This window comes from Actinacidiphila sp. bgisy144, from assembly GCF_057708105.1.
Window position 1 is genome coordinate 18,876 of the sequence record NZ_JBYIRM010000031.1, and the last position, 14,107, is coordinate 32,982.

Here is a 14,107-nt window from a genome sequence, read left to right on the forward strand (position 1 = left end):
GCAGGGCGGCGCACAACGCGCGCCGGAAAACGTGTGATTGGGCGTACGAGGCGGTCGCGGCAGCCCGAATCAGCCGAACTGGCCGATCCGGGGCCGGTCGCGCCGCATCCGCTTGCTGCGCAGGAGGGGAGGAGCCGTACGGTCGAGCCGGAACCGCCGGTCGCCCTCGGCTCCGGGATGCCCGGCCACCAGGCCCGCGCGGAAGAGCCCGTGGTCGACCCGGCGGGCCGCGGCCCGCGCCAACTCCGCCCGTAGCGGCCCGTCCCGCAGCACCGCACCGGGCCCGAGCAGCCCCTCGACCACGGCCAGCGCACCGGCGACGTCGCCGTGGCCGAGCCGCTCGCGGACGGCTGGCAGCGCCTCCGGGTCGCGGTGCGCCGCGTCGATCGCGCGGAGGCACGGCAGGGCGGGCCCGCCGAGCGCCACCAGCAGTTCCTCCCGGCGTACTTCGCCCGGGTCGTGGTCGACGGCCGTCAGCACACCGTCGCGCAGCGCGATCCGGTGCACCTCGCCCCGGCATTCCACCCGGTGCGGATCACCGGGTGACGCGACGGGTGGGGCGTCGCCGGCGACCGCCGGGTGCGGGACGTACGGTGCCAGCGCCGCGCCGACCAGCGGATGCAGTGCGCCGGCTGGCACCAACTCCGCCCGCAGCAGCTCCAGATCGGGCAGCACCCGCGCCGCCGCTTCCGGCAGCACCGGCAGTGCGGCGATCTCGTGGGCGGCCAACTCAGCGGGCAACACACGGAATTGGGGTGCATGGCTGTCGTCGGGGCCGAAGAGTTCCAGCACCGCCCGGCGGCGGGCGCCGAGCCGTACCGTGAAGGGCCCGCGCGGGCGGCCCGCGGCGCGCAGCAGCAGTTCCGCCTCATCGGCCCAGGTCGGTACCGCCCAGGGCGAGTCGGGGTCGTACGGCCGGTCGGCACCGCTGCGCCGGGCGAGTTCGCCGCTGCGGGTGGCGTCCCACAGGTGCCGGTGCAGGTCGAGCCGGAACCGGCGGTCCGGGTGCGGATGCGGGTACGGGTACGGGTGCCCGTAGCGGTACCGGCTGGGGTGCCGCCGCAGTGCGGGCCGTACGGCGGCGCCGCTCGGGCCCTCCCACAGCGCCAGCGACACCCGCTGGCCGGCGTCGGCCCACGCCGGAGGGGTGCGGACCACCAGGTCCAGGGGCACGCCCGAACTGCCGTAGCGGGCAAGGAGAATGGTCAGGTCCGGCCGCAGCCGGCCGTCGGGGGCGGTCCTGGGCAGGTGCCAGCGCAGCAGGTCCGGCGCGAGGCGGCGCAGGTCGGCCCGGAGCCGGGCGAGGACATCGGTGCCGTGGCGGTGGCGCACGGCGCACAGATCGAGGTCGACATCGACGCGGGCGGCGGCGCAGGCCCCGGCCCAGTCACCGGCCGCACGCCGTGCGGTCGCGGTCTCGATCATGGACGGCGGCACGGCGTACTCGCGTACGCGCTGCCACATCAGCAGGCGGGGCGGAATCCCGTTCGCGAAGTGAGCTGTCATCAGCAGTCACCTTGAGCGAGCGAGTCCCCCAATCCGTACGAGGAAGTGTTCATCCCGCGCATCATAGGCACAGCCGCGCGCATCTGTCAGGCCTCTCCGGCCCGCCGTGTCGAGGCGGCGGCGCCCGGCCGGAGCGGGCCGGGCGCCGCCGCCCGCGTCAGGCCGTCACGGCAGCCGCCGCGCCGACGGGCTCGCCGAGGTGCCGGGCGAGGAACCGCACCGCGCTGTCGATCTCGAACCGGGGCAGTTCGAGGTGCCGACCCGCGTTGACGTGCAGCGACTTCTCCTTCGAGGCGAAGGCGTCGAACAGCGCGAGGCTGCCCGCGCGCGAGATGCGCTCGTTGTCCCACTGCATGCCGAACTCGACGGGGACGGTGATCCGCCGCGCGTGCTCGATCAGGGCGTCCGGCCAGTGCGGGCTGAAGACCGCGGCGGCGATGCGGGGTTCGGCCGCCACCAGCGGCATCCCGATCGCGGTGCCGAGGCCGATGCCGACGTACCCGACCGGCCCGCCGGGGCCGATCTCCGGGAGTTCCTGGAGGGCGTCCAGGGTCGCCTGCCACTCGGGTACGGCCTGCACCGCCAGGCGGGCGTTGTACGGGACGACGACCGGGGCCTCCGGCGCGCCCGCCGCCTGTGCCCGGCGCAGCGCGGCGACGGATTCCTGGTCCTGCGCGCTGCGCGGCCGGTCGCCGTGGCCGGGCGCGTCGATGACGGCGACGTGGTAGCCGCAGCCGGTGACGAGGAGCCGGGCCCGGCCCAGCATCGCCGGGTGCTTCTTGTGGGCGCCGCCGCCGTGGCCGATCAGCACCAGCGGGGCGGGGCGGCCGGTGGCAGGGGCCGGCGACCACAGGACGCCGGGGATGCCGGAGGTACCGGACTCGTCGGGAGTACCGGGGCCGGCGGGGACGCCGGTCAGGACGAAGTCCCGCTGGGTGACGCCGTCTTCGGACGTCTCTGCGGTGAAGTGCAACGTATGCATGGTGGTGCCTTTCCGGGAGTGCCTTGGTGGGGAGGCGCTCCCGGCGGCGCCTGTGTCAGCCGCCGGCCGTGACGGGAAGGGGGAGCACCCACGTCGCTACAGCGTTCACGGGTCTCACCTCCTCCGGGCGGTGTCACGGTCGGCCACAAGCTAACAGCGCCTGCTGGTGCGGCTCCACCGGTTTTCCCGGCCAGGGCCTCCGCGACCGCCAAGCGGTAGGCGAGTAGGCGAGTAGGCGAGTAGGCGAGTAGGCGAGTAGGCGAGTAGGCGAGTAGGCGGCGAACAGCCGTGCAACCGGAGGGGAACCGTCCGCGAAGTGGGACATGTCTCAGATCGTGCACAACTTCTCCATAGAACCGTCCCAGAATCGTCATACCTGCCAGAATCCGACCGCCACCGCCCCATCCACGGAAGGACTTTCGCCCACATGGGCATACACAGACTGCTCTGGCCCGCGGCGGCCGCCACCGCCGCGCTGCTGGCCGTCACCCTCCAGGGTGCGCCGTCTCCCACCGCCGTGCCGGTCGCCTCGGTGACCTGCGCCTCGGGGGTCTGGAAGGGCGACTACTACGCCAACCTGAAGTTCAGCGGCACGCCGAAGAAGTCGCTCTGCGAGACCTCGATCAACAAGAACTGGGGCAGCGGCCACCCCGCCGGCATCTCGCTGCCGAACAACAACTTCTCCGTCCGCTGGACCATGAAGCGCGCCTTCGGCGGCGGCGGCCCGTTCAACCTCTCCATCGCGGGCCAGGACGGGATGCGGGTCTGGATCGACAGCAAGGAGTACATCAACCTCTGGCACGACTACTCCTCGACCCACTCGAAGACCGTCCGGGTCACCGTCCCCGCCGGCACCCACACCGTCCGGGTCGACTACGGCGCCGCCACCGGCAAGGCCAACGTGAAGGTCGGGCTCACCCCGGCCACCAGCGGCGACCGGACCGCACCCGCCGCGCCGACCTCCGTCAAGGCCACCCGCGGTGACAGCAAGGCGACGCTGAGCTGGGCCCGCAACGTCGAGGCCGACCTCGCCGGCTACCGCGTCTACCGCAACACCTCCCTGCCGGTCCCGCTGGACACCGCCCACCGGATCAGCGGCAGCACGCTGCGCACCACCACCTCCTACACGGCAAGCGGGCTGCACAACGGCACCAAGTACTACTTCGAGGTCACCGGCGTCGACCGCAGCGGCAACCAGTCGCACGCCTCGTCCGCGGTCAGCGTCATCCCCGCCGACACCACGCCGCCGCGGCCGGCGACCGACCTGGGCGTGGACGCCTACGCGGACGAGAACGTCCTGACCTGGGCGCCCAGCCTGGACGATCTCGGCTTCGGCGACGTCGTCGGGTACCACGTCTACCGGGCGACGGCCTCCGCCGGCCCCTGGACCCGGCTCACCACCACGCCGGTGACCACCAACGTGTACCACGACCCGAAGGCGCCGATCGGCATCCGGGCGTACTACCGGGTGATCGCCCTGGACGAGGCCGGCAACCAGTCCACGCCCGCCTCCGCCAGCGCCGTCCGCCCCGACGACGGCAGCGTCACACCGCCGGTGCCCACCGGGCTGAAGGCCACCGCGAGCACCGACGGCATCAGCCTCGACTGGGCCGACAACCCCGACGGCAGCGGCACCCACGGCTACAACGTCTACCGCGCCGGCGCGGCCGGGACGTACACCAAGCTCACCGCGGCGCCGATCACCGGCTCGCAGTACCAGGACAGCCAGGCACCCGTCGGCAGCGCCTCCTCCTACCGCGTCACCGCGGTGAGCAAGGCGGACATCTACGGCGACGTCCACGAGTCGGCGCCCGCGCAGACCTCGGCCACCCGCCCGGTGCCGCCGGACACCACGCCGCCGCCGGCGCCCAGCGGCGCCAAGGCCACCCTCGACTACGCCAAGACGCAGATCCTGGTGTACTGGAACGCGCCCACCGACACGGACACCGCGCGGTTCGAGCTGCGCCGCTACCTCGACGACGGCACGTCCCAGCAGATCCCGCTCGACCCGCCGCTGTACCCGCACTACCTGGACACCACCGCGCAGGCCGCCTCCGTCAACGCCTACGTGATCAGCGCGTTCGACGCGGCGGGCAACCGCAGTGACACCACGGTGTTCGTCCAGTGGGACTCCGACGCCCCGCCGGCCGCCCCCGCCGGGCTGACCGCGACACCCACCACGTCGGGCGTCGCCCTCACCTGGTCGGCCAACACCGAGTCCGACCTGAAGGACTACCGGGTGCTGCGCCGCAACGCCGCGGACCAGGGGTTCGCCCAGATCGCCACGCTGCCGGCCGGCACCACCTCCTGGCTGGACCCGTCGCCGCCGCTCCACGTCGAGCTCGGCTACGAGGTGCAGGCCGAGGACGAGGGCGGGCACCTCAGCACGCCCTCCGCGCCGGTCCTCACCACCGCGCTGGACACGGTGCCGCCGGCCGTCCCCACCGCCGCCCGGGCGACCGTCCAGGGCCAGGACGTCTCCGTCACCTGGACCGCCTCGCCGACCGTCGACGTGGCCGGCTACCGGGTCTACCGGTCGGTGGACAGCAGCGACGGCTACGCGCTGGTGGCCGAGGTGGGCAAGGACCAGCAGAGCTGGACCGACGACGGCGCCACGCCCGGCCTGACCGCCCTGTACGCGGTCACCGCCGTGGACTACTCGGGCAACGAGTCCGCGCGCTCCGCCCCCGCCGAGGCGATCCCCCCCTACCCGGACGGCGTGACCGCGCCCGCCCCCGCCACCGCGGTGGCCTCCGCCCTGGCCGACGCGGGCGTCCGGCTGGACTGGACCGCGAGCACGTCCTCCGACGTGGCCGGATACCTCGTCTACCGCTCGCGCGGCGCGGTCGGTGTCGCGGTCGCCGACGACCTGCTCACCCCGCAGCCGGTGACCGCGACCACCTTCACCGACCCGACCGGCCGCACCGCTCCGAGCTGGTACTACGCGGTCGTGGCGGTGGACGCGGACGGCACCCGGTCGCTCCCGGCCACCGTCCGGCAGAGCGTCGACGAGCAGCCCCCGCCGGCGCCGGCCCACCTGTCGGCGGTCACCTACTCGCCCGGCGGCTACGTCGTGTTGACGTGGGACAACGCCATCGCCCCCGGCTCGGACACCGTCGGCTACATCGTCACCCGGTCCACGACCCTCACCGGCCCCTACGTCCCGCTCACCACGGACCCGCTGGTGCCCACCGGCACCTCCGGTTCCTTCCGGATCGACACGCCGCCGACCGGCGCGTCCTACTACCGCGTCTACGCCGTGGACGCGGTCGGCAACCAGTCCCCCTTCGCGACCGCCCAGTCCTTCAAGTAGCCCCACCCATCGAGGGCGCCGCACCCACCCTGGTCGCGGCGCCGTCGGCCGCTGCCGGCCGCCGCCGGCCGACGGACCGGTCAGGCGGCCGCCGAGCGGTAGGGGCGGAAGAAGGCGCGCAGCTCCGCCGCGTAGATCTCGGGTTCCTCGAAGGCGGCGAAGTGGCCGCCGCGGGCCGGCTCGTTGACGTACGCGACGTTCGCGGTGCGCTCGAGCCAGGCGCGCGGCGGGCGGACGATGTCGCCGGGGAAGAGGGAGAAGCCGGAGGGGACCTCGACGCGGCGGGCCAACTGGGCGGGCGGGATCGCGCCGTTGGCGGCGTACATGCGCATCGAGGAGCCGATGGTGCCGGTGAGCCAGTAGAGCGTGACGTTGGTGAGGATCTCGTCCTTGGTGTAGCTGCGCTCGATGTCGCCGCCGCAGTCGCTCCACGCGCGGAGCTTCTCGACGATCCAGGCGGCCAGCCCCGCGGGCGAGTCGTTGAGGCCGAACGCGGCGGTCTGCGGCTTCGTACGGTGCATGGCGGCGTAGCCGCCCTCGGCCGCGCCCCAGGCGGCGACGCGGTCGAACCAGGCGCGTTCCTCGGGGGCGAGTTGCGCGGGGTCGGCGGGCGGCACCGGCACGCCGGCGTCGGTGCGGTGGACGGCGACGACCCGGTCCGGGTGGTCGAGCGCGAGGTAGCGGCTGACGTGGCTGCCGATGTCGCCGCCCGCGGCGCCGTACGCGCGGTAGCCGAGCCGCTCCATGAGTTCGGCCCACAGCGCGGCGACGGCGATGGAGTTCAGCGGCGGGCCGGCGGGGCGGTCGGAGTAGCCGTAGCCGGGCATGTCGGGAACGACGACGTCGAAGGCGTCGGCCGGGTCGGCGCCGTGCGCACCGGGGTCGGTGAGCAGCGGGATGACCTTGGCGTAGCGCCAGAAGGAGTCCGGCCAGCCGTGGCTGAGCACCAGCGGCAGCACGCGGGTGCCGGCGGGCGCGACGGCCCGCGCGTGGACGAAGTGCACGCCGAGGCCGCGGGGCCCGCCGGGGGTGCCGGGTCCGCCCGGGGTGCCGGGTCCACCGGGTCCACCGAGCGTGGTCCGGAAGTGCGGGAAGCGGCCGAGCGCGGCCTCCTGCGCACTCCAGTCGAAGCCGTCGGCCCAGTAGGTGACGAGTTCGCGCAGGTAGTCCAGGTCCGTGCCGAGCGCCCAGCCCGCGTCGGCGGGCGCGTCCGGCCAGCGCGTCGCCCGCAGGCGGGCCCGCAGGTCCGCCAGGACCGCGGGGTCGGTCGACAGCGTGAACGGCTCGGGCTCGGGCGCGGCATCGGGCATACCCGGCACCCTACCGACCGCCCCGCCCGGACCCGGGGACCACCGGGTCGGGCCCCGGGCGCATCAGGTCGGACGGCGAAATTCCGGTGCGCCGCGGCACCGGCCGTGGCAGGCTCCCGCCATGCCGATCGCCGATGTGTCCGCGGATGTCCGTCTCGCCTACGAGACCTTCGGCGACCCCGCCGACCCCCCGGTGCTGCTCGTGATGGGTTTCGGGGCGCAACTGCTCGGCTGGCACGAGGACTTCTGCCGGTCGCTGGCCGACCGCGGCCGCTACGTGATCCGGTACGACAACCGCGACTGCGGGCTGTCCACCAGGTTCGACGACCACCCGGTGGACATGGCGGAGTTCATCGCAGCCGTCAGCTCCGGCGACATCCCCGCCGCCCTGGCGATGGTGCCCTACCGGCTCCCCGACATGGCCGGGGACGGCTTCGGGCTGCTCACCGCGCTGGGCATCGAACGCGCCCATGTCGTCGGCGCCTCGATGGGCGGCATGATCGCCCAGACGATGGCCCTGTCCCGCCCGGAACGGGTGCTGACCCTGACGTCGATGATGTCCTCCACCGGCGAGCAGGAGTACGGGCGGTCCAGCCCGCAGGCGCAGGCGGTGCTCTTCGGCCCCCGGCCCGCGGACCGCGCGGGGTACGTCGCGGCGGCGGACCGCGAGCTGGTGTGGGCCTCCCGGCGCTACGGCGACGCCGCGGTGCTGCGCGAGCTGGCCGCCGCGAGCTACGACCGCGCCTACTACCCCGCCGGTGTCGCCCGGCAGCTCGGCGCGATGGTCCTCGGCGGCTCGCGCGCGGACGCACTGCGCGACCTGCGGGTGCCGACGCTGGTGATCCACGGGCTGGACGACACGCTGATCGACCCCAGCGGCGGCCGGCGCACCGCGGAGCTGGTGCCCGGTGCCGAACTCCTCCTGGTGCCCGACATGGGCCACGACCGCCCGCGCGCCCTGTGGCCCCTGCTCATCGACGCCTTGGCGGCCCACACCGCCTGAGAGGACGTCCGGGACGGGTCACCTGCACACCTCGCGCGCCGCCTTCCGCGGAGCCGGCGGTCACGCCTTCCCGTCGTCGGGGGAACCGCAGCGCGCGGAGGGCGGGTTTCCCTCCGTGTGCGGTTGGTGGCACGCTGTCGTCATGACGGGCAACGTTCCTGCGGAGACATCGAGCTTCGTCGGCCGGGACACTGAACTCGGTTGGCTGCTGGGGGCGTTGGCCCGATGCCGGCTGGTGACGCTGACCGGTCCCGGCGGCATCGGGAAGACCCGGCTGGCGCAGCGCGCCGCCGGCGACGTGCTCGCGGCGGTCGCGGCAGGTCGCGCCGCGGGACCGGACAGTGCCGCGGAACCGGACGGCGCCGCGGGACCGGACAGCGCCGCGGGACCGGACGGCGCCGACGGCGCCGGGGCCGCGCACGCGGCCGCCGCGCGCTTCCCCGACGGCGTGTGGTGGGCGGACCTCAGCACGCTGACCGGCCCCGAGCTGCTGCTGACGACGGTCAGCGACGCGGTGGACCTCGCGGACCACTCGCTGCGGATGCCGCTGGACGCGCTCAGCGAGTGGCTCGCCGGCCGGCGGACGCTGCTGGTGCTGGACTCCTGCGAGCACCTGGTCGACGCGTGCGCCCACCTCGTCGGGGAGTTGCTGACCGCGGCGCCCGGCCTCGCGGTGCTGGCGACCAGCCGCAGCCCGCTCGGCTCGGTGGTGGAGGAGCTGGTGGAGGTGCTGCCGCTGCCGGCCGACGGGCCGGACGCACTCGCGCTGTTCACCGACCGGGTCACCGACCGGCTCGGCCGCGCCCCGCTCGCCGAGCCGGGCGCGGCCGAAGCCGCCGCGGCGATCTGCCACCGCCTGGAGGGCATCCCGCTGGCGATCGAACTGGCCGCCGCGCGGGTGGCGTCGGTCGGCCCGGGCGCCGTCGCCGACGTGGCCGAGCGGCTCGGCTCGCGCTTCGACACGCTCGCCGCGGTCGGCGCGGTGTGGCCGCGGCGGCACCAGACGCTGCGCACCACCATCGGCTGGAGCCACGAGCTGTGCGCGCCGCTGGAGCGGCTGCTGTGGGCGCGGCTGAGCGTCTTCCGCGGCACGTTCGACCTCGCCGCGGCCCAGGCGGTCGCCACCGGGGGGCCGTTGGAGGCGGCGGCGGTGGCGCCGATGCTGGAGCGGCTGGTCGCGCAGTCCGTGCTGCGCGGGATCGGCGCGGACCCCGAGCCCGCCCCGGCCCCCGTGCCCGTACCGGCGCCCGCGGAATCCGGCGGCGGCGACGCCGCGGCCGCACCCGCGACTCCGCCGGTGACCGCAGCGCGGGGCTGTGCCGGGGCCCGCTACCGCATGCTCGACACCATCCGGGAGTACGGCCACGCCTGGCTGGAGGAGTTGGGCGAGGTCGCCGTCACCGAGCAGCAGCACGCCGAGTACTTCACCGGGCTGGCCCGCTGGGCGGACGCCGCCTGGTCCGGGCACGACCAACTGCTCGGCTACCGGCGGATCGAGGACGCCCACCCGGACCTGCGCGCCGCCCTCGACCACTGGCTCGACCACGATGACCCGCGGGCCGCCGAACTCGCCGGCCTGCTGGTCTACTTCTGGAGCTGCTGCGGCCACCTCAAGGAGGCCCGGTCCTACCTGGAGCGCGCCCTCGACCAGCACACCGCCCCCGGCCCGGCCCGCACCCGGGCCCTGATCGGCCTCGGCGCGGCGCTCACCCTCCAGGGCGAGTACGAGCGCGCCGCCGCCCTGGACGCGCAGGTGCGCGCGGTCACCGTGCGCGGCGACAGCGCCGACCGGATGGCCGCGGCCTGCCTGACCGGCCTGCTGGGGATGCTCACCGGGCAGTCCCGCACCGCCCTGGACGCCGTTCGGGACGCGCTCGGCGCCACCTCGGGCCTGCCGGCCGCCGGGGCCGGGTTCGGCACGCCCGACCGGCTGCGCTGCCACCTGCTGGAGGTGCTGTCGCTCACCGCGCTCGGCGAGCTCGCCGAAGGGCGGTCGCGGGCACTGGAGTTGCGCCGGTACTGCGTGGAGACCGGCGAGGTGTGGACCCGCTCCTACCTGGACTACCAGCTGTCGGTGGTGGCCCTGTTCTCCGCCGAGCCCAGGGACGCGGTCGCCTACGCGCGGACGATGCTGGAGAGCAAGCACCTGCTGGGCGACGCCTTCGGGATAGCGCTCGGCCTGGACCTGTTGGCCGCCGCGCTCGCCGCCGACGGCCGCCCCGAGCAGGCCGCGTCGGTCTACGGCACCGGCGGGGCGTACTGGCGCAGCGTGGGCCACCCCCAGCGCGGGGCACCGGAGTTGCAGCCGGTGCGGGACCGCTGCGAGCAGACCGCCCGCGCGGCGCTCGGCGACGAGGGTTACGCGGCCGCGTTCGCCCGCGGCGCCGCCGCCCACGGCCCGACCGCCCTGTCCGCCGCCCTGCGCCCCGACCCCGCCCCGCACGAGTAGCCGCACCGTACGAGCGGCCGGGACGCGTGGTACCCAGAGCCCGCTTGTTCGCGTACCGTCAAGTCGACCGGGTCGCGCCCCTGCTCGGTCCGCACCGCCGAACCGACGGACGGGAGAAGGACATTGCGTATCGCGCGACGGATCGGCCGGTGGGCCGGCGGCATCGCGGGCGCCGCGGCGCTGGTGCTGCTGGGGACCGGGCCCGCCGCGGCCGACGTGCCGATCGGCCAGCCGATGAGCGGCGAGATGACGTACTACAACGACGTCGGCTACGGCGCCTGCGGCACCTCGATCGACGCCTCGACGCAGTACCTGGTCGCCGTGTCGTACCAGTGGTGGACCGCGGCCAACCCGAACAACGACCCGCTGTGCAGCGGGATCTCGGTACAGGTCAGCTACGGCGGCAAGACGATCACCGTGCCGGTCGCCGACAAGTGCCCGACCTGCGACGCGAGCCACATCGACCTGAGCGAGCCGGCGTTCACCGAGTTCGCGCCGACCGGGACCGGGGTCGTCACCGGCATCACCTGGCAGTTCGTGTCCTCCGGCGGCACCACCACCCCGCCGCCGCTCGCGGCGCCGACCGGGCTGACGGTGACCGGCACCACCGGCACCACGGTGTCGCTGGCGTGGACCGGCGTCAGCGGCGCCGCGTCGTACACCGTGCGGCGCGACGGCGCCGCGGCGGGGACCGCCACCGGCACCACCTTCACCGACACCGGGCTGGCCGAGGGCAGCACCCACACCTACACCGTGACCGCCACCGGCTCCTCGGGCACCGTCTCCGCGACCTCCGCGGCAGTGACGGCGACCACCACCGCCGGCAGCGGAGGCGGGGGCGGGGGCTGCACGGCCACCGCCTGGAGCGCGGCCACCTCCTACGCGCCCGGCGACACCGTCTCCTACGCCGGCCACTCCTACACCGCCACCGCCTACTCCACCGGCGCCGCCCCGAACGACCCGGCTTCCTGGGCCGCGTGGAAGGACGACGGGGCGTGCTGACGCCGCGCGGGGAAGAATGGCGGCATGACGTCACGCTGGTCGATCGGTTCGCACAACTCCCTGCTGTCCATCGCCTCCACCGAGTCGGTGCTCTCCATCGGGTCCGCCGGGTCGGCGCTGTCCGTCGGGTCGGTGGCGTCGTTCGCGGCGTTCGGCTCGCTCGGGTCGGCGATGTCGGCGCTGTCGCTCGGGTCGTTCCAGTCGTTCGGGTCCTGGCTGTCGGGGCAGTCGAACGGCTCGGCGCTGAGCTGGCAGTCGAGCGGGGCGGTGCTGGCGCGCCGCACGGACGGCCCCGACGGCCGGATCGGGCCGCGCGCCGCGGTCGCCGTGGCCGCCACGGCCGCCGCCGGCCTGGCCTGGTGGCAGATCCGCCGCGCCGCGCGGTCCTAGCCCCGGGCATCCGAAGACCCGCTCGGCCCGCGAGCCGGGCCGGCGGGCTCACGCGCCGCACGTTCATAAGTGTCGCTTTGTGATCATCATGGTCCGACTTTGACAATTCGTGGTGCTCCAGCGCACTCTTCTGTCATGTGCCTGTGCCCCATCCGCCCCGTGGTCCGCGCCAGCATCGAGCTGGCGCTGATCGGCGTGACCGCGCACAGCGTCGCCGACGTGCACTGTCGCTGACACCCGCACCGGTCCCGCCTGGCCGTGCCACCCCCGACCGCGTCGGGGGCGCCGCCGCGCCCGGGGCCCACCCCGCACGTCCCCTCTCCCCCGTTTGTCCGCGCGCCCCGGGCGCGCGCCTCCCCTCGCCCGGTGCCGGTACGCCCCGGGGAAAGGCCCTGCCATGTCTCGCTTGTCCCTGTCGCCAAGGCAGTTGGGCGCCGTAGCCGCTGTCCTCGCCATCGCCGGGGGGGCCGTCGCCTGCGGCCCCAAGAGCGCCGACTCGGCCGCGAAGGGCTCCGACGCCTCCCCGCACCGCGGCGGCACCCTGTACGTGCTGAACAACCAGCCGCAGAACAACTTCGACCCCGCCCGGCTCTACACCTCCGGCGGCGGCAACATCCCCTCGCTGGTCTACCGCACGCTCACCACCCGCGCCCGGGAGAACGGCGCCGCCGGCAACAAGGTCGTCCCCGACCTCGCCACGACCACCGGCGAGCCGAGCAAGGACGCCACCGTGTGGACGTACCACCTCAAGGACGGCCTGAAGTACCAGGACGGCACGGCCATCACCACCGCCGACATCAAGTACGACATCGAGCGGTCGTTCGCCGCCGAGCTGTCCGGCGGCGCCCCCTACCTGCGGGACTGGCTGGTCGGCGCGCAGGACTACCAGGGCCCGTACAAGGACCCGAAGGGCCTGGCCTCGATCGAGACGCCCGACGCGAAGACGATCGTCTTCCACCTGCGCAAGTCCGAGGGCGACTTCCCGCTGCTCGCCACGCAGACGTCGTTCGCCCCGGTGCCCAAGGCCAAGGACACCGGCACCAAGTACGCCGACCACCCGGTCTCCTCCGGCCCGTACGAGGTGGTCAGCAACCAGAACAACGGCGAGCACATCGTGCTGCGGCGCAACCCGAACTGGTCGCAGGCCACCGACGACCAGCGGCGCGCCTACCCCGACACGATCGACGTACAGTCCGGGCTGGACCAGGCCGTGATCAACCAGCGGCTGTCCGCGGGCGTCGGCAAGGACGCGAACGCGGTGACCACCGACACCAACCTCGGCCCGGCCGAACTCGCCAAGACCACCGGCGACAAGGAGCTGTCCTCCCGGGTCGGCACCGGCCACTTCGGGTACACCGACTACATCGCCTTCAACCCGAAGGTGAAGCCGTTCGACAACATCAAGGTGCGCGAGGCCGTCGCGTACGCCGTGGACCGCACCACCGTGGTCGACGCGGACGGCGGCTCCTCGCTCGCCGAGCCCGCCACCACCTTCCTGCCGAACCAGACCGCCTTCAACGGCGGCACCACCTCCGACCCGTTCCCGGCGGGCAAGAGCGGCGACCCGGCGAAGGCGCGCGAGCTGCTGAAGGAGGCCGGCTACCCCAACGGGCTGACCGTCACCCTCACGCACGACACCAACAAGGGCGGCGAGGAAGGCCCCGAGGTCGCCACCGCGGTCCAGGAGGCGCTGAAGAAGGCGGGCATCACCGTCAAGCTGGAGGGCCTGGAGCACAACGCGTTCGACGACAAGGTCTACAGCGTCAAGACCGAGCCGGGCATGTTCCTGGCCGGCTGGGGCGCCGACTGGCCGTCCGGCGGGCCGTTCCTCGGCCCGATCTTCGACGGCCGGCAGATCGTCAAGGACGGCTACAACTTCAACAGCTCGCAGCTGAACGACCCCGCGGTCAACAACGAGATCGACGCGATCGACAAGATCACCGACCTGAGCGCCGCGGCGAAGCGCTGGGGCGCGCTGGACACGAAGATCGGCGCGCAGGCGCTGACCGTGCCGCTGGTCCACCCCGTCTACAAGCGGCTGTACGGCAAGAACATCCGCAACGTGGTGATCAGCGACTGGACCGGTGTGCTGGACGTCTCCCAGGCCGCGGTGAAGTGACCGCGTGAGCACCGAACACCCTGCCGCCGTCGG

General features: G+C 74.2%; 10 protein-coding genes. 7 read left to right on the forward strand and 3 right to left on the reverse strand.

Features of this window, described 5'->3' with window-relative positions; translation table 11 throughout:
* Positions 1 to 69: 69 nt before the first annotated feature.
* Positions 70 to 1,506: a hypothetical protein gene (locus AC3EVP_RS28975; protein ID WP_435134906.1), complete on the reverse strand. Its 1,437-nt coding sequence runs from the start codon at positions 1,504 to 1,506 to the stop codon at positions 70 to 72.
* Positions 1,507 to 1,663: 157 nt separating this feature from the next.
* Positions 1,664 to 2,488 (reverse strand): alpha/beta hydrolase, encoded by an 825-nt coding sequence (locus tag AC3EVP_RS28980; protein WP_435134909.1) that lies wholly within the window; start codon positions 2,486 to 2,488, stop codon positions 1,664 to 1,666.
* Positions 2,489 to 2,915: 427 nt separating this feature from the next.
* Here AC3EVP_RS28980 and AC3EVP_RS28985 point away from each other — a divergent pair, with 427 nt between their 5' ends.
* Positions 2,916 to 5,801, forward strand: a complete 2,886-nt coding sequence (locus AC3EVP_RS28985) for a fibronectin type III domain-containing protein (RefSeq protein ID WP_435134911.1) — start codon at positions 2,916 to 2,918, stop codon at positions 5,799 to 5,801.
* Between the two features lie 80 nt (positions 5,802 to 5,881).
* Here AC3EVP_RS28985 and AC3EVP_RS28990 read toward each other — a convergent pair whose 3' ends face one another.
* Complete coding sequence (locus AC3EVP_RS28990) at positions 5,882 to 7,111, reverse strand: epoxide hydrolase family protein (RefSeq protein WP_435134914.1); 1,230 nt, start codon at positions 7,109 to 7,111, stop codon at positions 5,882 to 5,884.
* A 121-nt stretch (positions 7,112 to 7,232) separates the two neighbouring features.
* Between AC3EVP_RS28990 and AC3EVP_RS28995 the strand changes: the two genes are divergently transcribed.
* The 6 genes from AC3EVP_RS28995 to AC3EVP_RS29020 all read left to right on the forward strand — a co-directional run bounded on the left by AC3EVP_RS28995 (position 7,233) and on the right by AC3EVP_RS29020 (position 14,074).
* On the forward strand, positions 7,233 to 8,114 hold the full coding sequence (locus AC3EVP_RS28995) for an alpha/beta fold hydrolase (RefSeq protein ID WP_435134917.1): 882 nt from the start codon (positions 7,233 to 7,235) through the stop codon (positions 8,112 to 8,114).
* Positions 8,115 to 8,256: 142 nt separating this feature from the next.
* On the forward strand, positions 8,257 to 10,563 hold the full coding sequence (locus AC3EVP_RS29000; protein ID WP_435134920.1) for an ATP-binding protein: 2,307 nt from the start codon (positions 8,257 to 8,259) through the stop codon (positions 10,561 to 10,563).
* A 123-nt stretch (positions 10,564 to 10,686) separates the two neighbouring features.
* The gene (locus tag AC3EVP_RS29005) at positions 10,687 to 11,565 is read left to right on the forward strand and encodes a cysteine/serine endopeptidase inhibitor (protein ID WP_435134922.1); all 879 of its coding nucleotides are present in this window, start codon (positions 10,687 to 10,689) and stop codon (positions 11,563 to 11,565) included.
* 24 nt (positions 11,566 to 11,589) lie between these two features.
* Positions 11,590 to 11,955 (forward strand): hypothetical protein, encoded by a 366-nt coding sequence (locus tag AC3EVP_RS29010; RefSeq protein WP_335972186.1) that lies wholly within the window; start codon positions 11,590 to 11,592, stop codon positions 11,953 to 11,955.
* Positions 11,956 to 12,090: 135 nt separating this feature from the next.
* Entirely contained in the window at positions 12,091 to 12,189 is a 99-nt protein-coding gene (locus tag AC3EVP_RS29015) for an Ms4533A family Cys-rich leader peptide (protein WP_335972184.1), read from the forward strand.
* A gap of 163 nt (positions 12,190 to 12,352) precedes the next feature.
* A complete protein-coding gene (locus tag AC3EVP_RS29020; protein ID WP_335972182.1) occupies positions 12,353 to 14,074 on the forward strand; it encodes an ABC transporter substrate-binding protein in 1,722 nt (573 codons plus the stop codon).
* Positions 14,075 to 14,107 lie beyond the last annotated feature (33 nt).